Origin of the sequence: Pseudoalteromonas sp. T1lg88 (assembly GCF_002964765.1) — a bacterium.
Lineage (GTDB): Bacteria > Pseudomonadota > Gammaproteobacteria > Enterobacterales > Alteromonadaceae > Pseudoalteromonas.
Genome location: NZ_PQCF01000006.1, coordinates 120,665 through 138,971 on the forward strand (window position 1 = coordinate 120,665; position 18,307 = coordinate 138,971).

An 18,307-nucleotide genomic window follows, 5' to 3' on the forward strand; every position below is an offset into this window, starting at 1 on the left:
CAATAGTGAGTTTATCGTTGCGGCAAAAAAAGCTACACTGGCAAGCACCTGCAGCCAATGTGTTTATTATGCAACTGACTCCCCTAGCCCCGAACAAAACCCTGTTTACCGCAAATGCCAATGTTGGCGAGATCACCGAACTATGGTTTTCTCCTGAACACTGGTTGGCCGAGGATAAGGTGTACGCACAAAAAACCGGACGTGCCACCGCCTACTTTTTTGCCGAGGGCGATTTACGCGCCGTGCTCCGTCATTATTGGCGCGGTGGTCTGATAGGCAAGGTTTTGCAGGATCAGTACCTCTATACCGGCATAAAGAACACCCGGGTGTACCGCGAATTTGACCTGATGTGCGACCTGTATCAGCAAGGCCTGCCCGTGGTTGAGCCCATTGCCGCCCTGGTTAAGCGCTCCGGTCTGATTTACCGCGGCGACATCATTACCCGCGCCTTAGAAGGGGCACAAAGTCTGTGTGAGCGCCTGCAAGCCGGTTCCTTAAACGAGCACACCTTAGAGCGCATAGGCCAAACCTTGGCTCGCTTCCATAACGCCGGGGTCTATCACGCCGATTTGAATATCAATAATATTCTCTTTGATGGCGAAGATAATGTGTATGTCATTGATTTTGATAGGGGGGAGGTACGCCAGCCAGATGAACAATGGCAGCAGCAGAATATGGCCAGATTAGCGCGCAGTTTTGCCAAGGAAGCCGGTCGACAAAGCACCTTTCACTGGCAGGAAAAAGACTGGCTGTGTTTAATGGCAGCCTATCAGCAAGCACTTACCTACTGATAGGGCCTGCTGATAGGATAAACGGCGAATTAAGTGCGGATTTTGCTGATCACGTTGGACGTTGAGCAGCCGTTTAGAAACTCCAGCACCTCAACCTGACCGCCGTGACGCAGTACATGCTCGGCACCTGCTATCTCTTCCACCTTATAATCCCCGCCTTTAACGAGAATATCCGGGCTCACCTGCTCAATCAGCTTGGCCGGGGTATCATTTTCTTCCACTTTTCCGAAGGGGATCACCCAGTCCACCGAGGCTAACGCACTCAGCACCATGGCGCGCTCTTCAAGCGGATTGATAGGACGCTCCGGACCCTTTAAGCGGGCAATGGAATCATCGGTATTTAACCCGACTACCAAGCGGTCGCCCATGGCCTTGGCCTGGGCCAGATAGCGCACATGGCCGGCATGAAGAATATCGAAACAACCGTTAGTGAAAACGATTTTCTCACCATTTTGCTTGGCAAATTCAATATGCTGCAACACGGACTCAAAAGGCGCCTGATAATGCTCGCCATTTTCGCGCAGGTATTGTCCCAGCTTACGGCTGAGCTCTTCCGGCGAAACGGTAGCGGCACCGAGTTTGCTTACCGCAATACCGGCGGCAATATTAGCCAGCTCCACCGCATCCGCTGGGGCCATGCCGGCACCTAGCATCACGGTCAGGGTAGCAATCACAGTATCACCGGCACCGGTAACATCACTGACCTCACGCACCTGGGCGGCAAAGTCGTGCTTTTCTGTGGCGCTGATCAGCGACATGCCCTGCTCGGAGCGGGTCAACAACATGGCACCTATGCCGGCCTCGCGAATAAGTGCACGGGCACTGGCGGTCAATGCCTGCTCATCGCTGCTGTCACCGCCGGCTAGCCTAAATTCATTGAGGTTTGGGGTGATATAATCGGCACCACGATACAGGCTTAGCTGTGGCGATTTAGGGTCAACCAACACGGTTTTGCCGGCATCCTTGGCAACGCGGATCATCGCCTCAATCAGGGTCAGTGAACCCTTGTTGTAGTCGGAGAAAAGTACAAAGTCGTAGTCATCCACCACGCGCTCAAGGCGTTGCAGCAACAATTGTGAATGCTCTTTATTGAATTGCTCTTCCTGATCCAGACGCACCACCTGCTGATGACGGCTGATCACCCGCATTTTCGCTATGGTCGGCAGCTCCACTACCTGCACCAGCTGCGAGTCGATATGTTCCTGAGCCAAAATGCGCTGCAGGGTTTGCCCGCTTTCGTCATCACCGATCAGACCCAGTAAGGCCACCTGGCCATCAAGCCGGGCAATGTTTTTGGCGACGTTGGCTGCACCACCGGCCTTGTCTTCAAGGCGGTTTATCTTAACAACAGGTACCGGCGCCTCAGGTGAGATGCGTCCGGAGTCACCGTGCCAGTAGCGGTCAAGCATGACATCGCCAACCACCAACACCTTGGCTTTATTTAGATTTTTAAGTAATCCCAGATCCATGCTTACTCCGCTACCAGCAAATCAAGCGCTTCACAAAGCCAGTGGCCGATAAACATATGCGCCTCTTGAATGCGGGCGGTTTCATCGTTGGCTATGATGATGGGCAGCTTGGCGATGTTTTTTACCTCACCACCGTCACGACCGGTTAAAGCCACGGTATAAGCACCGATTTCATTGGCGGCTTTGAGTGCCAGATTGATATTGGCACTGGTGCCCGAAGTCGTCAGGCCGATCACCAAGTCTTCTGGCTTACACAGAGCCTGCACCTGACGTTCAAAAACGGTATCGAAATGATAGTCGTTAGAGTGAGCGGTGAGGATCGAGGTATCCGTGGTCAGGGCTATCGACGCCAAGGGGCCGCGCTCTTTTTTATAGCGCACCACAAATTCAGCGGCCAGATGCTGGGCATCGGCGGCGCTGCCACCATTACCAAACCAAACCACCTTACCACCGGCTTGCAATGCCTGATGACAGGCTGCCAGTAATTCGGTTGCTTGCTGTTGATAGGTATCCATAACATCAAAAAGTGCGCGATGGCGGGCAAGGCTATCCAGGTAGGTAGCCGCTAGGGTGTCGGTATTGACCATTTTCGATCCTCATTCATGAGTTTTAACGGCATTATTCCAAAGAGTATTTAGAATTGCACGTTTTTGTCTGAGATTGGCAGCCGCAGCCTGTAATAGACAAGCATACTCGGCAGAGCCTACACGCGGAATTTAGTTAATAAAGCTTAACTGTTAACTTAAATGCCACAATTGGGCACTGCCATTGCCTCCTAGGCTTTGTTATTATTAGCCGGCATTAAACTAAATCAGGCAATATTAGGTGACTAAGCACGGAAGTAATCCCTTAATCGGCGCAACCCAATTAAAAAATGCCAAGCGCATACTCTATATGAGCCATTTGGCACTGGGTGATTACGTCTATCAAGGGGTGTTTTTACAACAGCTGGCCGCCACCTATCCGCATTTAGAAATTGATATTTGGTTTGATGACTGCCGCGAGCAACAAAAAAGCTGGCATGGCGGGCGCAATCAAATTCTCGGCCAATGGTTAGAGAGCGAGTCCCATATCGGCCATATCTACCCCAATCCAGACTCAGAGCAGCAGCGTCAACAGCAAATACAAGATGCACAGCAGCGCAATTATGATCTGGTATTTTTTATCGCCACCACACGCAGCGAACGTTTCTGCCATTATGCCCGCCTGATTGCCGGTGACCGCTGTGCCGTTGGCGCCTACGCCCTGAGCGCCCTGCAACGCTGGCAACACAAAGAGACCATTGCTGCTCTCGATGCCGGTATCAAGGTCAGAAAAAGCACCCGTTTCGATCATATTAGCGATTTTTACCGCCATCACTTTCACGCCCTGGTTGCCATGGACGCCCCAAACCAGGCATTTCAACACCTGCAGGTGCCCAAGCCTTATCTGGATGCGTTGCAACAAAGCGATGAGCTAAATAATTTCGTGTTTATCAATCATCTGTCGACCACTGAAAAGCGCGATTGGCAATTGGCCCAAGTGTTTGAATGCATAACCAACTTGCACCAAAAACAGCCGACATTGCGCTTTGTGATCAACGCCCCCAATGAGCAATTGGCGCAGTTGCAGCAAGAAGTGCAAGACAACGAGCAACTTAAAGGCATCGATATCAGTACCTTTAGCGCTAAACAGCATTTTTATGAATTGCCGGCGATGATCAGCCGAGCTCGTCTGGTGATCAGTGTGGAAACGGCGATCATGCACCTGGCCGCCAGCTTAAACGTGCCGGCGCTGGCGCTGATCCGTGCCAAAGCACACCAATGGCGCCCCTTAGGGCCGGGAGAAATTTTGGTGGGCGGTAAGCGCGTCGACAGCATCAGCGCGCAAACCGTAACCGATAAGGCCCTGGCGCTACTCGCCAAGGCCTAAGGTCTGCTTATCTGTACTGTTTTTACCAGTACAGGGAGACAGAGGCGTGACCGTAACTCTCGTCAAACACATCATTACCATAGGTCACCTGAGTTTCCACTCGATACCCATCAATCATACTGCTATTAAGTAACTGCAGCTCCTGAGCACCGCTGTACTGGGCAGAATCATTATCCTGCAGGGTCAGCTTAAGCTGCCATAAGGAGTCCATATCCTGCTGATAGTCCAGCACCAGAGCATGCACTTCGGCGGGCACACCGTCACCAAAGATACGTCGGTCGCCGGCATAATGACCGAACACAAAGCCATCATTGGTGTTACCAAACTTATACAGGTGGTTGGTATACCAAGATGATTTCCACTTGTTGTACTCGTAACGCAGGGCCACATCCGAGGTTAACTGAGGCAGGTAGGCTCCAAAGGAGGTGACCTGATTACCCAGGCTAAAGTTGCTGCCGCCCTCTGTATCTTCGCCACCGTACTCAAAGTAGATTTCCGTGGGCATGCCCCAATCGAAATAGAAGGTCGAGGTTACCGAGGCCAATTGGTCGCCCAGCTCAGTTTCCCTTTCTTCTTCGCTGTAGCTGTTATCGCTGCCTGCAGGGTCGAAAAAGGCATCAAGCACATCGCCAAAGTCCACCTCACGAGGGCCACCACCGAATTGCATAATACGGTTAAAGCCCAGCTTCCAACCGCTTACCGGCTCAAGACTGATGTGGGTACCGGCGACACGCGGCTTACCATCGTGCCACTCGCCCTGATAGCGAATACCTTCTTTGACCTCGTCCAGCTCGGTGTAAAAGAGTTCAAAGTCAAAGTTCCACCAGTTATGTGCTGGCGCCACCATGCCCAAGGAAATAGAAGGCGAGGCCTTGGCATTGGTCGAGATCATCTGGGCACTGGTTTTAAATGGTGAGAACCAATGCTCCTTGTAACCAATATTAAGCTGCAGATCTTCACCTGCAATGGCCACAAAGGTGTTATAGGGCACCAGGTCGCCCGCTTCGGCGCGGAACTCTAGGCCCACTTGCATCAACATCATATCGTTCGGGCGCCAAATGCCCTCGAACATCACCTGGCCCCACTCGTCCGTGGTTAAACCCCTTTGATTGGCCAAAGGCGTGGTCTGGTCGTGCTCGTAACGCAAGGTCACACCGGCACGGGTGATATTGTCTTCGCCGCGATAACGGATAAGCTTGGCATTGATGGAACTAAATAGAGCCGGGTTTTGCTCTTTTAGCTGGGCTAAGGCCTTATCTATATCGCTAAAGCGATACGGCTTACTCATGGGCGTGCCTGTGGTTTGCACAAACATGCGATCCAATTGCTGCTCTAAATTTACGTCGTAGCCGATTGGCAAATATGCCGTAGGTTTGGCCGCGGCCGCACCACTGAATGCCAATAGCAGAGCTGCACCAGCCACAGAGGTGGCGAACTTATGTCCTTTCATGCGATTTCCTAGCGCCTTAAAATAATGGCGAAAATACTATCAAATTCATGGCCATTACTCAGCTGTTAAATTGTAAAGTTTTGGCACTGGGGAGAACTCGGGTTACACTAAGGCTTTGCAATTTCAGGCCAGTTATTCTTTTGTTTGCGCGCTTTTTATATTCCCTTACCCTGCTAATTCTTATGCCCTTGGCCTGCTTTTATCTGTATGTATTACGCGGGCGTAAAAACCCGGGCTACAGGCAAGACTTTAGCGAACGCTTTGGCTTTACCGACGCCAGCGGCGACATCATCTTGCATTGCGCCTCGGTGGGCGAAGTACTGGCCACATTGCCATTAATCAAGGCGTTGCTTGCCGACAAACATCAATACCGCTTGGTGCTGACCACCAACACGCCAACCGGACGCGAGCAAATAAACCAATTGCTGGCCAAAGATATTGCCGCCGCCCGAGTGCAGGTCTGTTACCTGCCCTTTGATTTACCCCTGTCACAGCGCCGCTTTATTCGCCGCTCCGGGGCGCGCCTGCTGGCGGTGATTGAAACCGAGCTGTGGCCAAATATGTTGCATCAGGCAAAACGAAACGGACTCAACACCCTGATTATCAACGCCCGACTCTCGGCCAAATCGGCCAAGGGCTATGCCCGGGTTGCCCCGCTCACGCGCAGTATTTTGAGCGATCTAGACAGGCTTGCCTGCCACCATCAGGCCGATGGCGAACGCTTTATCAACCTAGGTTTGGATAAAGATAAGCTTGAGACTACCGGTTCAATCAAGTTCGATATCGGCGTCAGCGAACAACAAGCAGAGCAGGCCAAACAGCTTAAGGCCAGCCTGGGACAGGCGCCAATCTGGATAGCAGGCTCTACGCACCCGGGCGAGCCGGAGTTGTTACTTTTTGCCCATGAGCAAGTGAGAAAAAGTTACCCCGATGCCTTACTGATTATCGCCCCACGGCATCCGGAACAATTCGACAAGGTCGCCGAGCAACTCAGTGCTCAAGGCATAAGCTTTTCCCGTCGCAGCCAGGATGAACATCAAGGTCAAGCCGTACTGCTGGCCGACACCCTAGGTGAGCTCGGCATGCTCTACGGCGCCGCCGATGTCGCCTTTATTGGCGGCAGCCTGATTGAGCGCGGTGGCCACAACCCGCTCGAGGCCTGTGCCCATGGCATACCTGTGCTTAGCGGCCAACATACCTTCAATTTTGACCATGTGTATCCGGCCTTGATTGACCAAGGCGGCGCCCTCTGGGTTGATGAGCACAACCTGGTCGACACCCTAAACAGCCTGTTTAGCGAGCCGCAAAAACGTGCCGACATGGGTGCCAGTGGCCTTAAAGTGGTACAGCAAAATCAGGGCGCTATTAATAAAACCCTGGCGCTAATCGAGGAGCAAATCAATGCATAAATGTGAAGCGGCCATGCGCCAATGGGTGAGCTCGGTCATAGTCAAATACAACTTCTGCCCCTTTGCCCGCCAGGAAGTGGAAAATAACGCCATTCGCTATTATCTAAGCGAGGCCACCGAGCTCGAAGAGGCGGTGCTCGACACCTTAGAGCAATGCCGAGAGCTGGATAATCACCCCGAAATAGAAACCACCTTGGTATGCTTTACCCAGGGCTTTAGCGACTTCGACCAGTTCTTAGATTTGATCGATTTAGCCAATGCGCTGTTAGTCGCCCAGGGCTTTGAAGGCACCTATCAACTCGCCCACTTTCACCCCGAGTATGTGTTCGCCGATGCCGATGAGGACGACGCCGCCAATTACACCAACCGCGCCCCCGCTCCCTGCTTGCATATTATCCGCGAAGAAAGCATGGAACAGGCCCTGGCCAACTATGACGAACCAGAGAGCATCCCCGAGCACAATATGCGTTTGGCGCGCCGCAAAGGCGCGGACTTTTGGCAAGCGCTACTTGAGAAGTGTGGGCACAAATCTGTGCGGTAAGATTTTGTAGGTCGGTGCTTCGCGCCGACACCTGTTTTCAAATTTAGATCTTGTCGCGATGCCGAGCTAGATTTATCAGTACAGGGATGTGCTGTTAAATCGCCTCAATGACTAAGCGGAGCGTTTAACAAAACGCTGAGTTCGTAAGCACTAGCGAATCACGGGCGCCTTGGGGTTCCAAGGGGCGGTTGGCGCAAAGCACCGACCTACAAAAAAGCGCTTGTTGGCGCCCCAAAAAAACAAAAAAGGCCGATGAATAAACATCAGCCCTTTAACAACGCATTAGTCGGCGTCTCGACGAACCAAAAGCGCCCTGTCGGCGCCCCGACCCGCATCACGCTGGTTTCAGCGCTGCCTTCTTCTCGTTATATCCACGGATCAACTCATCCACGGTATCCTGACAGTATTCGCGAATACCCGAGACCAGCATGTGCTTCTCACCACGGCCAATTACTGCGCCATTTTCAATCAGGTCAAAGCGCAGGATGATCTTGCCGCGCTTGCCTTCATAGCTGAACTCGTGCTCTCCTTCGCGCAGCTCGGGAGCGTGAGCATCAAGGGTGTCCATATGAATGCTCATGGACTCATAGATGATCATCGGGCGCGCCGGGTTAATCATTACTCCTTGCTTACCCATCAGCGGGATCACCACGTGTGGGAAGGCCTTACCCGAGAATTCCACATAGTTCTTGATCAGCGCGTTGGTCAGGGTCTTACAGGCACTGTTAGCGCCTTCACGAGCCACGCTCAAATAGCATTTGTCGCCGTCTTTAATATCGAACTGGGCGCTGCCCTCTGGCATGCCCAGTTTAACGCCTTCATCCACCATGTTGGCGAAGGTGAAGCGCATCTGCTCATTAATTCCGTACTTATCAAGCACCACTGAAAACAGCAGATCTCCTGGCACACAGAATTTTTTCGCTTCAACGTCATGAAGTGGATTGAAATCATCGGCCACGGCTTTGGCAAAACGACTGCCCTGTTCACGGGTAATACACACGTGGGTGCCAAGATCTTGATAATACTGCTCTAACATAGCTGCTCTACTTGAGTACAAAAAAACTGCGGCAGTGTAACAAAATTTACGCACTGAGAGGTCGTATCTGTTGCTTTTTCCTTTAAAAAGGCACAAAAAAGGCCGCTTTGCGGAGCAAGGCAGCCTTTTTTATTAGTTTTCGGCTTAGTTAAAGTCGCGGTAGGCTTTTTCCAGCGCTTTCGCCTGCTTTTTCGACACACCAAGGTGCTCTAAAGCCAAACGAAGGCGAGCACGGGACATATCCGAGCCCAGGATCTCCATGGCATCTAGCACGGAAGTTGACGACTTCTTGCCGGTAATTGCCACGAAAATAGGCTCTAGGAAGTCTTTAATCTTCAGCTCGTGGAAGGTAGCAACCTTTTTAGCAATAGCGAAGATTTCTGGTTTTTCCCAATGGCGCAGCGTTTCCAACTCCCAGATAAAGAATTGCAATGCCTGACGCACCACACCTTCCTCTACCTTGCCGTCGGTTAACAGCGCCGGATCATAGTGCGGCATACCGGCAACAAAGTGTCCGGCCAGGTCAACCAGATCAGAAAGCGTATCGATACGGGCTTTCGCTTCAGGCAAAATGCGGCGCAGCATGTCGCCATTGTATTTCCAATCAACGAAGCGCTGAATTAATTGCTCGTCGCTGAAGTCTTCACGCAACCAGGTGCCGTTCAGCCATTTCAGCTTCTCGATATCGAATACCGGGCCGCCCAAAGAAACGCGCTTCATATCGAAGTGCTCGATCATCTCCGCCAGGGTGAACTTTTCACGCTCGTCCGGCATCGACCAGCCCATGCGGCCCAGGTAGTTCAGCACCGCTTCCGGCAAGAAGCCCATTTCTTTGTAGTAGTTGATAGAGGTCGGGTTCTTACGCTTGGACAGCTTAGACTTATCCGGGTTACGCAGTAACGGCAGGTGACCCAGTACCGGCGCTTGCCAGCCGAAGTCTTCGTATAGCTTAAGCAGTTTTGGCGCCGAGTTGATCCACTCTTCACCACGGAAGATGTGGCTGATCTGCATATGGTGGTCGTCCACCACATTGGCTAGGAAGTAAGTCGGGAAACCGTCTTGCTTCAACAGCACCTGCATATCAACGTTTTCCCATGGGATCTCAATCTCACCGCGCAGGTAGTCGTTAAATTTAAAGCTGCCTTCGGCAGGGATTTTCATACGGATAACGTAGGGTTTGCCCGCTTCCAGGTTTGCCTTCACTTCGTCGTCGCTTAGCAACAAGCCACGGCCATCGTATTTAGGGCGCAGGCCCTCGGCCATTTGCTGCTCACGCATTTCGTCCAGCTCTTCGGCGGTGGCGAAACAGTAAAACGCCTTGCCCTCTTCAACCAACTGGTGCGCATATTTTTTATATAGATCAGAGCGCTCAGACTGACGATAGGGGCCGAACTCGCCGCCCACATCCGGACCATGATCCCACTGCAGACCTAACCACTGCAGGCTGTCCATAATGGCTTGTTCCGACTCCGGCGTACTGCGCACCTGATCCGTATCTTCGATACGTAAAAACAAACTCACCGCCTTGCTGCTTGGCAAAACAATAGTTAAATAGGGCGATATAGGCAGTGCCTAGGTGCGGATCACCGGTCGGTGACGGGGCTACACGGGTACGAACAGTCGTGCTCTGGGTCATGCTAGCGTCTCTTTCAATTAGCAACTAAAAATTTGCTGCAAATGCTAGCACAATGGCGGGTAATTTCGTAGAGGAAAACGCCGCGACAGGGCACCTGAGTGCGAGAAATTTCAGCACCCAGGGGAAATCTGGAATCTTAAGGTTAAGCGGCAATTTTATCCAGATAGGCGACGATATCCGAAGATTCGTACATCCACTGCACCTGACCGTCTTCTTCAATGCGCAAACAAGGCACTTTCACCTTGCCACCCTGCTCCGCCAGCTCCTGACGGTAGGCGTTGTCGCCTTTGGCATCGCGGGTTTCAATGTTCAGACCGTTGCGCTTAATAGAGCGGCGCACCTTTACGCAAAACGGACAGGCATGGAATTGATACAGTGCCATGTTGGCGGTCTGCGTATCCAGCTGTTGCTGCGCTTGCGGGTCGCGCTTTTTGCTGCGCGGGGTAAAGATAAAATTAAAGAATAAAATAATGCGGCCTAACAACCAGCGAATGACTTTCATAACAACTCTCATCACGACAAAATCAAAGGCGCGAGTGTATCACGCGGTTAAAATTGCGCCAAGGGAAGTGCACACCCCTGGCTCCTGTCGAAAGTTATTACCGAAAACGGCTGCTGTAAGCTGTCGCTAAGAGCTAATCCCGAAAGCTGACAAAGTCATCGCGATGGATCAGCATAGCGCCATTGTCATAGCCCAACACCTGCGCCTTAGACTGCTCCGGGTTCGCCAGCAGCTGCTGCAACTCCTCACTGTGATAACGGGCCACGCCCTTACCCACACTGCAGCCCTGACTGTCGAATACCTGCACCAGATCGCCACGGCTAAACTCGCCGGCAAAACGGGCAATGCCGACGATCAGCAAACTGGCGCCTTGTTGTCTGAGCGCCTTCGCCGCACCATCATCCACATAAATGGCTGCCTTGCTGATGGGGCCGGCCAACAGCCAACGTTTGCGGGTGTCTTTGGGTGCCGTCAGGCTGACAAAGCGGGTGCCCAGCTGCTGGGTTAAACAGTTGCTGATCACATCCTCGCCATGACCGGCACTGATGATCACATCGACCCCGGCATGGCGGGCAATGCTCGCCGCCTCGATTTTCGTAGCCATGCCGCCGGTGCCCACCGCCGTGCCACTGCCGCCGGCCAAGGCCTTAATGGAGTCATCGATATGACGAATTTCCGGGATAAGCTCGGCATCCGGGTTGGTGCGCGGATCGGCGCTAAAAAGCCCGGGCTGATCGGTCAACAGTAGCAGTTTATCCGCATCCGCCAACACCGCCACGCGGGCCGATAGGTTGTCGTTATCGCCCACCTTGATCTGCGCCGTCGCCACCGCATCGTTTTCATTGATAATGGGCACCGCCCCTTCTTTAAGCAGTGCCATCAGGGTATCGCGGGCATTGAGATAGCGTTCGCGATCATCGAGATCGGCGCGGGTTAACAGCAACTGCCCCACCGGCACATTATAAAGAGCAAACAGGGTTTGCCAGGTGTGAACCAGCTGGCTCTGGCCTATGGCCGCCAGCATCTGCTTTTGTGCCAATGTTTCATTACCGGCGCTGCGCCCCAGTAATTCACGCCCTGCGGCCACGGCGCCGCTGGATACCAGCACGATACGGTTGCCGGCCTTTTGCAGCTGCACGCATTGGCGCACTAACTCCACCATATGCGCCCTGTCCAGTCCCTGGCCGTTATTGGTAAGCACACTGGTGCCTAATTTGATCACTATGGTTTGCACCGTGTTTAGCCCTGTTGATAGTTAAAAGAAGTTCATTTTTACCCCAAGCTTGGGCGATTAAACAAGTTAAATTAATTCAACTGTGCTAGCATCGCCGCACATTTTCACCACACTAGTTATCTCTTATGCCAGCGAGCCTTTGCCTGATCATTGCCACCTTTTTATGGGGAAGCTCTTTTATCTCTTTAAAGTATGCGGTGGGAGTCTATGACCCTACTGTGGTGATTTTTTTGCGCATGCTCACCACCCTGGCGGTGTGCCTGTGCTTATGGCGTTTTGTAAAACGCTTTGAATACCAAAGTGGTGACTGGAAATACCTGCTGGGCATGAGTCTGGCCGAGCCCTGTTTATACTTTTTATTCGAAGGCCACGCCATGGAATACACCTCGGCGTCTCAGGCTGGGGTGATAGTCTCCTGTTTACCGCTGATCGTCGCATTCTTGGCCTTTTTTATGCTCAAAGAGCACATTAGCCGCGCCATTATCGTCGGCTTTACCCTGTGTATCGGCGGCAGTGTGCTGCTGACCCTGGTCTCGCCAAGCTCGGAGCAAGCGCCCAACCCCTTACTAGGCAACACCTTGGAATTCCTGGCCATGGTCTGCGCCGCCTTTTACACCGTGAGCGTAAAACGCCTGTGCAGCCGCTATGCGCCGCTTACGCTTATTGCCTTGCAGGGTCTGGCCGGCTCGCTTTTCTTTGCGCCCTTTTTACTCTTTGTGGAAATGCCGCAGCAACACGACCCGGTGGCCTTTGCCCATATTCTTTACCTGGGCACCTTTGTTACCCTGGGCGGCTACGGCATGTATAACTATGCCATCAGCAAGGTATCCGTGCTGACAGCGGCGGCCTACTCAAACCTTATCCCCATCTTCACCCTGCTGCTGTCGGCCATAGTGCTGAGCGAGATCCTGACCCTGTGGCAATGGCTCAGCATCGCCGTGGTTTTTGTCGGGGTGATGATAAGCCAGCGCCATCAGGCATTGGTGGTCGACCTCGACGAAGAGGATATCAGCGAGGCCGACACCAGCAAACGCAACTCGGTCCCGGCTACCGGCGAGTTAAAGGGATAACAGGTCACCAGATGCAGGCCGCTGGCTGCGGCGGCCTGAGTATCGCTTTGATGCACCACCTGTTTGCTGTCGATGCGATAACTCAGGGTGCGACCATCGCGCAGCGTCAGGCTTAATTCATCGCCCACCTGCACATGGCGTAAAAACGCGAAGTGAGTGTCGTTATGGGCGGCAATCACACTGGCGCCCTCACCTCCAAGCGGCCCAAAGGCCTCATCATGAGTTGGTGCAAACGCGAGATTACGGCCGCTGCTGCCGGCCAGCACAAAACGCTGTAGCGCCAAGTGGGGCACGCTCAATTTGGCCACCACATGGGTGTCGGCATAATACCAGGGCGGAATATTGGCTCCGGGCGCTGCCAGGCTTTGCTGCCAGGCCCGCTCAATCAACCATTGCGCCAACCAGGCCTTGCTCTGCATATAAGCGCCCTGAGCAAAAAAGCTTGCCCCCAACGCAAACAGGGCAATGGCGCCGTAGCGCCAATAACTTGCCCGGGCCGCTACTCGCTTTCCCTTAGCCATGAGCCTGTCTCCGCTCTCGTCTCAACCAAGCGGCCGTGCTTAACATCAAGAGTGCGCCCAATAATAAGTGCCACAGGGATTGCCCGTCGGTTTGCGCAAAGCGTTGCACCCGCTGGCCGCTGGCGACGTTATTGGCCACCTGCTCCTTATGCTGTGCCACGGTCGATGTGGCCACCTCTTCAACGGCAATAAAGGCGGTAAAGGGACTTAGCAACTGATGTTTCAGGGCCAAATCCAGCACCTGTGGGCGTACCGCTTCGGCCGGGTTATAAAGCAAGAGCGAGGCAATTTGCTGACGCGCCCACAAGCGGGCAATGGCTTCGCTGTGCGGATAGGTTTGACCGGTCTCGTGCATGGGCATGGTTAAGCGCAACGGTCCATGCTGGGTGTTGGCGTCGATATACATATCCTGTTGCTGCGGTGCCAGTTTGATCGCCACCATCAGCGGCTCACCAAAGTAGAGATCCGGCAAGGGCTGCGGCCAATAGGACAATTCCTTGGCGCGCGCCGCGCTTAGGCGTACATCGCGCAGCGCCGGGTTTTGCAGGCGTTCAAACAGGTCCTGCATCTGGGTTTTCACCTCGTTGCCATCGCTGATAAAGGTATAGCTGCCGCGGCCAACATGGGCGGCACGACGCATAAAGTAGCCATTGGGGGCACTGCCTATGCCCACGGTAAACAGCCGGTTATCACCAAGTTGCCTCTGCACCAAATCAAACAGGGCTTGCTCGTTGCCGACGCTGCCGTCGGTTAAAAACACCACCTGACGCACATAATTGGGATGCGTTTTGCCATCGAGGGCCAAGTCCAGCGCCTGCGCCATTTCCGTACCGCCATCGGCCTGTAATTGATAGACAAAGCGCTCGGCATCGGCGCGGTTAAAGGCATTGGCCGCCACCGCCTGAGGGCGGAATAAGCGCGCACTGCTGTCAAAGTCGATAATGTTAAAACTGTCGTTTTCATCCAGGTTATCAAGTGCATAGAAAAGAGCCTGCTTGGCCGCATCCATGGAGCTGCCGTGCATGGAGCCGGAGCTGTCGATCACAAAGATAAGCTCTCGGGCCAGGCGCTGCTGGGCGCTAAACTGGTCGCTTGGCGGCAACAGCATCAGCAGTCCATAGTCGCCGCTTTGCGCCGTTTGTCGAAAGAAGGCCGCCTGCGCCTGCTGACTCGGCGACACCTTGGCACGCAGCACAAAATCGCGATTCATGGCATCGTCACGTAATTGCACCCGGTAACGGCCAAAATCCAGATTACTCACCTGAGCCTGGTAGTGAGGCGTGCGGATCTGCTCCAGCTGCAAACCAAAATCTATCTCTATATCCAATTGCAGTAAGGGCTCACGCGAACTGTCGATAAAGTCCTGCTGCTGTGCCAGTTGCTCAACAAATTTAGGCGCCAGCCAGCCCTGCGCGCCATTATTGGTGGCGTTTGCAGTGGCTCGTAATTCTTCCACGGCATAACTACGAGGATGATAGCGCGGTGTAAAGGTCATCGGCAGACGCACGCTGAGCTCGGCATCGCGAAAACGGATCATTTCCTGATAACTCAGGGTGATTTCCACCCGCTCTCCGGGGCCAAGATTGGCAACCCGCGAGGAAAACATATTGGCGCGCTGCTGCTTTACCAAGGCCGCCCGTTTACCGGCACGCTGGGCGGCGCGATATTGACGCTCGGCCTGCTGCTGCTCGGCAATTTTACCCACTATGGTGCGCTCGCCGACCTTCATGGTCATGGCATGCACCGCGCTTTCGCTTGGCAGTGGAAACAGGTACTGAGCGTTGACCGCAAAGGGGTGGCGGTTCACAAACACCTGAGTCACCTGCACCTGGTTGATCAGCCCGGTGATCTGCATGGACGCTCGGGTACTCAAAAGGACGCCAGGCGCCACATCCAAACCCCGGGCATCGCTAAATTGCAGTTGCGCCTGGCCATCGGAGAAGGCACTGGCATTGGCGGAGGTAAAGAAAACTAGGGATAAAAGGCTCACGGCGAGGGCTGTGAGCACTTTGTTAGGACAACTCAACATAATTTGGTCCTCGGGTTGCGGTGGCTTAGTTTTTCGCCATGCGGTTTTGCTGCGCACCGCGGGCCGTCAAGGTTACGCGACGATCAAAGAAGTTCGTTTCATATTCGTTACCATTGGCGACAATTTTCTGCTCACCTCGCCCTTCGGCGAACAGCTGAGTGGCGGCCACGCCTTGCTTTACCAGGTACTGCTGCACCGCATCGGCACGGCGCTGAGACAGGTCTAGATTCGCTTGCTCATCCCCTTGCACATCGGCATAGCCATTAAGGTTAAGGTTTAAGTCCGGCTTGCGCTTAAGGATCTGCGCCAGGTGATCCAGCTGCTCGGCAAAGTGGGGTTCGATGTGCGCCGAGCCGGAGCGAAACTGCACCGTCATGGCCAGGAGGTTGTCGATACGAGCTTGCTCTAAACGATTTTGCTCATCTTCCAGGGCGTTGATTTGCGCCGTCAGCGAGCGGTTTTGTTCCAGGGTACTGTGCAACTGTTGCTCCGTGTCCTGGTATTGGCTGAGCTGCACTTGCTGTGATTGGATAGTGCTGTGCGCCGCTTCCTTTTCGCCGATAATGCCGCCGATAAAGGCTCCGGCAAAGGCACCGATAGGACCGCCAACAATGGCCCCTACCGTGGCACCGGCGCCCAGACCCCAGGCGGTCTCGGTGGCCAGCTCTGTTTGCTCTTTTGCCATCGCTGGCGCCGCTACCAAAGTTGATACTAATGCAGTTACTAAAATGTGTTTTTTCATCGTCGTCATCCTTCAATTCTTAATGGGTTGGGGCAAGAACAGAAGTGGTTGCTTCCTCGCCTTGCTTGGTAGTTATTAAAACAAGGCACAGTGGCAACAAAGGGGCGCAAAAATGGAAAAACAGAGGGCAATTATGGCAACAAAGTGGCAAGCCTGACCGCCAACTTAACAGGCTTTAAAACAAGGAGTTAAAGAGGGCTAACCGAGCTCAGCGCAGGATAAGTGCAAGGGGGTAATTACAGGGTTTTCGACACTCGGCCACAGCACCTGTAACTGGGCGCTAAAGCGCTGACTGTCACCACTGGTGAGCAAACGTACTCGACCCGGCGTTGCGCTGGGCTGCGTTCCTAACTGCGTTCCTAACTGATAGCTTGGCGCTAAACGGCGCTGTAATTGCAAGGCCACCGCCTGCTCGGTGGTGATAAGGCTAACGCCCGAGGGCAGAATGCGTCTTAGCAAGGGGGCAATAAAGGCGTAATGAGTGCAGCCCAAGACCAGCACATCCACCCCCTGGCTCAGTAGAGGCTCACAATAACGGCGCAATAGTGCCTCCGTGTGATCACCGTCGAGATGCAGGGCTTCTATGGTCGCCGCCAATTCGGGACAAGGTTGAAAAACAATGCGCCCCAGGTCTTCGGCCTGTTGCCGGCACAGGCGCTGAAAGCTCTGCGACGCTATGGTACTGGGGGTGGCCAGCACGCCAATAACGCCACTTTTACTTTGCTGCAATGCGGGTTTCACGCCGGGTTCGACGCCAACTATAGGTAAGGAATAATGCGCGCGTAGTGAGCCAATGGCCGCCATGGTGGCGGTATTACAGGCCACCACCACCGCCTTGGCGCCCTGGGTCGCCATATAATCGACTATGGCATGGCAGCGCCCGCGTATTTCGTCCTGCGTTTTACTGCCATAGGGCATAAAGCCGGAGTCGGCGATATAAAGCAGGTCTTCGCTCGGCAGCAACTGATGCACCGCCTGGGCCACGGCAAGGCCGCCGACGCCTGAGTCAAAAATACCTATCGCTTGCTTATTCATGGACGAGTTACGCATTATCTGGAGGGTAAACCTTTGGGTGGCAAATTTTAGGGCCTTTGACGGTCAAAGCCAAGTCCAATCACGGCATCGCCCCCTTTCCTCTCGCACGCCTTCGGCAGAACCTTCGGTATAACCTTGCCTAAATGCCAATAGCTGCTAAAAATTAATGCTTACTGCGCGTAAATTCAAAGAGTAATACGCATTCCACTTTCATAATCAAACACCGCATCAGGGAGAGTCCCCAATGAGTAAGGATGTATATATCACGGTTCGTATTAATGATAAGTGTCAGCCCATAGACCGCGGCGACACCTATGAAGACCCATTGGATGAGGTATTGCAGCGACTGCAATTAGGGGAAGTCACGGGTGCCGGCACCCAGCTAAATGCAGAAAACCAAATCGAGTATTGTGAGCTTGACGTCTTGGTCAGCGGCGATATCGACCAGGCCAAGCGCGCCATTATCGACACTCTGGAGGGGATCGGTTTGCCCAAGGGCTCCAAGCTGTTTATTGACCGCGACGAATTTGCCATCGGCAATCATGAGGTGCTGGCCCTGCATTTCGATAACCTCACCCTGCCCGAGACCATTTACGAGCAACACGATATCAACGATGTGCTCGCCGAAGTAGAAACCCTGCTGGCCCACAGCGGCAAACGCAATTGCCACAGCAGCACCCATCACGAAACCATCGTCTACTATGGCGGCCCCTGCTTTACCACCATGGAGCAGCGCATCCTCGACTATGTGCGCCAACATCCGCTGTGCCAAAACGGTAGGATCACCCAGGCGGCGTAAGTTACTAGGATTGAATTAAAAAAGGGTGACGCTTAGGTCACCCTTTTTTATTCATGTTTGATCTTTCCCTGAACTACTAGGCATCTTTTATTTTAAAATTGAAGTAAGATAGAAGGTGTTATGAGAAGTAAA

The 18,307-nt window shown here is 53.4% G+C and carries 16 protein-coding genes and 1 pseudogene; 6 read left to right on the top strand and 11 right to left on the bottom strand.

Translation table 11 applies throughout. The annotated features are described in order from the left end of the window. Positions 1–68: 68 nt before the first annotated feature. Positions 69–791 carry a 3-deoxy-D-manno-octulosonic acid kinase gene (locus tag C2M34_RS02270; RefSeq protein WP_105199760.1) on the top strand — a complete coding sequence of 241 codons (723 nt, stop codon included), beginning with the start codon at positions 69–71 and terminating at the stop codon, positions 789–791. 29 nt (positions 792–820) lie between these two features. On the opposite strand, the gene hldE is transcribed toward C2M34_RS02270, so the two are convergent. Both hldE and C2M34_RS02280 read right to left on the bottom strand, forming a co-directional pair. After that, the gene (hldE, locus tag C2M34_RS02275; RefSeq protein ID WP_105199551.1) at positions 821–2,260 is read right to left on the bottom strand and encodes a bifunctional D-glycero-beta-D-manno-heptose-7-phosphate kinase/D-glycero-beta-D-manno-heptose 1-phosphate adenylyltransferase HldE; all 1,440 of its coding nucleotides are present in this window, start codon (positions 2,258–2,260) and stop codon (positions 821–823) included. Between the two features lie 2 nt (positions 2,261–2,262). Continuing rightward, positions 2,263–2,847: a D-sedoheptulose-7-phosphate isomerase gene (locus tag C2M34_RS02280; protein WP_105199550.1), complete on the bottom strand. Its 585-nt coding sequence runs from the start codon at positions 2,845–2,847 to the stop codon at positions 2,263–2,265. A gap of 238 nt (positions 2,848–3,085) precedes the next feature. Between C2M34_RS02280 and C2M34_RS02285 the strand changes: the two genes are divergently transcribed. Beyond that, a complete protein-coding gene (locus C2M34_RS02285) occupies positions 3,086–4,171 on the top strand; it encodes a glycosyltransferase family 9 protein (protein ID WP_105199549.1) in 1,086 nt (361 codons plus the stop codon). A 22-nt stretch (positions 4,172–4,193) separates the two neighbouring features. On the opposite strand, the gene C2M34_RS02290 is transcribed toward C2M34_RS02285, so the two are convergent. Then, positions 4,194–5,621 carry a capsule assembly Wzi family protein gene (locus C2M34_RS02290; RefSeq protein WP_105257958.1) on the bottom strand — a complete coding sequence of 476 codons (1,428 nt, stop codon included), beginning with the start codon at positions 5,619–5,621 and terminating at the stop codon, positions 4,194–4,196. A gap of 134 nt (positions 5,622–5,755) precedes the next feature. Between C2M34_RS02290 and waaA the strand changes: the two genes are divergently transcribed. Both waaA and C2M34_RS02300 read left to right on the top strand, forming a co-directional pair. Further along, complete coding sequence (waaA, locus tag C2M34_RS02295) at positions 5,756–7,030, top strand: lipid IV(A) 3-deoxy-D-manno-octulosonic acid transferase (protein ID WP_267894341.1); 1,275 nt, start codon at positions 5,756–5,758, stop codon at positions 7,028–7,030. Beyond that, positions 7,023–7,571 carry a DUF1415 domain-containing protein gene (locus C2M34_RS02300; protein ID WP_105199546.1) on the top strand — a complete coding sequence of 183 codons (549 nt, stop codon included), beginning with the start codon at positions 7,023–7,025 and terminating at the stop codon, positions 7,569–7,571. The genes waaA and C2M34_RS02300 overlap by 8 nt, the downstream gene beginning before the upstream one ends. Positions 7,572–7,905: 334 nt before the next feature. Here C2M34_RS02300 and C2M34_RS02305 read toward each other — a convergent pair whose 3' ends face one another. From C2M34_RS02305 to proB, 4 genes and pseudogenes are all read right to left on the bottom strand, one after another. After that, positions 7,906–8,607: a DUF3581 family protein gene (locus tag C2M34_RS02305; RefSeq protein ID WP_105257960.1), complete on the bottom strand. Its 702-nt coding sequence runs from the start codon at positions 8,605–8,607 to the stop codon at positions 7,906–7,908. 144 nt (positions 8,608–8,751) lie between these two features. Further along, positions 8,752–10,243: pseudogene (gene gltX, locus C2M34_RS02310) on the bottom strand (glutamate--tRNA ligase). Between the two features lie 142 nt (positions 10,244–10,385). Beyond that, on the bottom strand, positions 10,386–10,745 hold the full coding sequence (locus tag C2M34_RS02315) for a glutaredoxin family protein (protein WP_105188322.1): 360 nt from the start codon (positions 10,743–10,745) through the stop codon (positions 10,386–10,388). Between the two features lie 133 nt (positions 10,746–10,878). Continuing rightward, positions 10,879–11,970 (bottom strand): glutamate 5-kinase, encoded by a 1,092-nt coding sequence (gene proB, locus C2M34_RS02320; RefSeq protein ID WP_442792671.1) that lies wholly within the window; start codon positions 11,968–11,970, stop codon positions 10,879–10,881. Between the two features lie 134 nt (positions 11,971–12,104). Between proB and C2M34_RS02325 the strand changes: the two genes are divergently transcribed. Beyond that, entirely contained in the window at positions 12,105–13,049 is a 945-nt protein-coding gene (locus C2M34_RS02325) for a DMT family transporter (protein ID WP_105188323.1), read from the top strand. On the opposite strand, the gene C2M34_RS02330 is transcribed toward C2M34_RS02325, so the two are convergent. The 4 genes from C2M34_RS02330 to murI form a co-directional block, all read right to left on the bottom strand. Further along, the gene (locus C2M34_RS02330) at positions 12,953–13,570 is read right to left on the bottom strand and encodes a class GN sortase (protein ID WP_105188324.1); all 618 of its coding nucleotides are present in this window, start codon (positions 13,568–13,570) and stop codon (positions 12,953–12,955) included. The genes C2M34_RS02325 and C2M34_RS02330 overlap by 97 nt on opposite strands. After that, positions 13,563–15,599, bottom strand: a complete 2,037-nt coding sequence (locus tag C2M34_RS02335; RefSeq protein ID WP_105257961.1) for a marine proteobacterial sortase target protein — start codon at positions 15,597–15,599, stop codon at positions 13,563–13,565. Before C2M34_RS02335 ends, C2M34_RS02330 begins: the two co-directional genes overlap by 8 nt. 25 nt (positions 15,600–15,624) lie before the next feature. Then, positions 15,625–16,341: a sortase-associated OmpA-like protein PdsO gene (gene pdsO, locus C2M34_RS02340; protein WP_105257962.1), complete on the bottom strand. Its 717-nt coding sequence runs from the start codon at positions 16,339–16,341 to the stop codon at positions 15,625–15,627. Between the two features lie 198 nt (positions 16,342–16,539). Continuing rightward, positions 16,540–17,376, bottom strand: coding sequence for a glutamate racemase (murI, locus tag C2M34_RS02345; protein ID WP_105257963.1), 837 nt, complete (start codon positions 17,374–17,376; stop codon positions 16,540–16,542). A gap of 244 nt (positions 17,377–17,620) precedes the next feature. Between murI and C2M34_RS02350 the strand changes: the two genes are divergently transcribed. Beyond that, positions 17,621–18,175 carry a hypothetical protein gene (locus tag C2M34_RS02350; RefSeq protein WP_105188328.1) on the top strand — a complete coding sequence of 185 codons (555 nt, stop codon included), beginning with the start codon at positions 17,621–17,623 and terminating at the stop codon, positions 18,173–18,175. Positions 18,176–18,307: the final 132 nt, after the last annotated feature.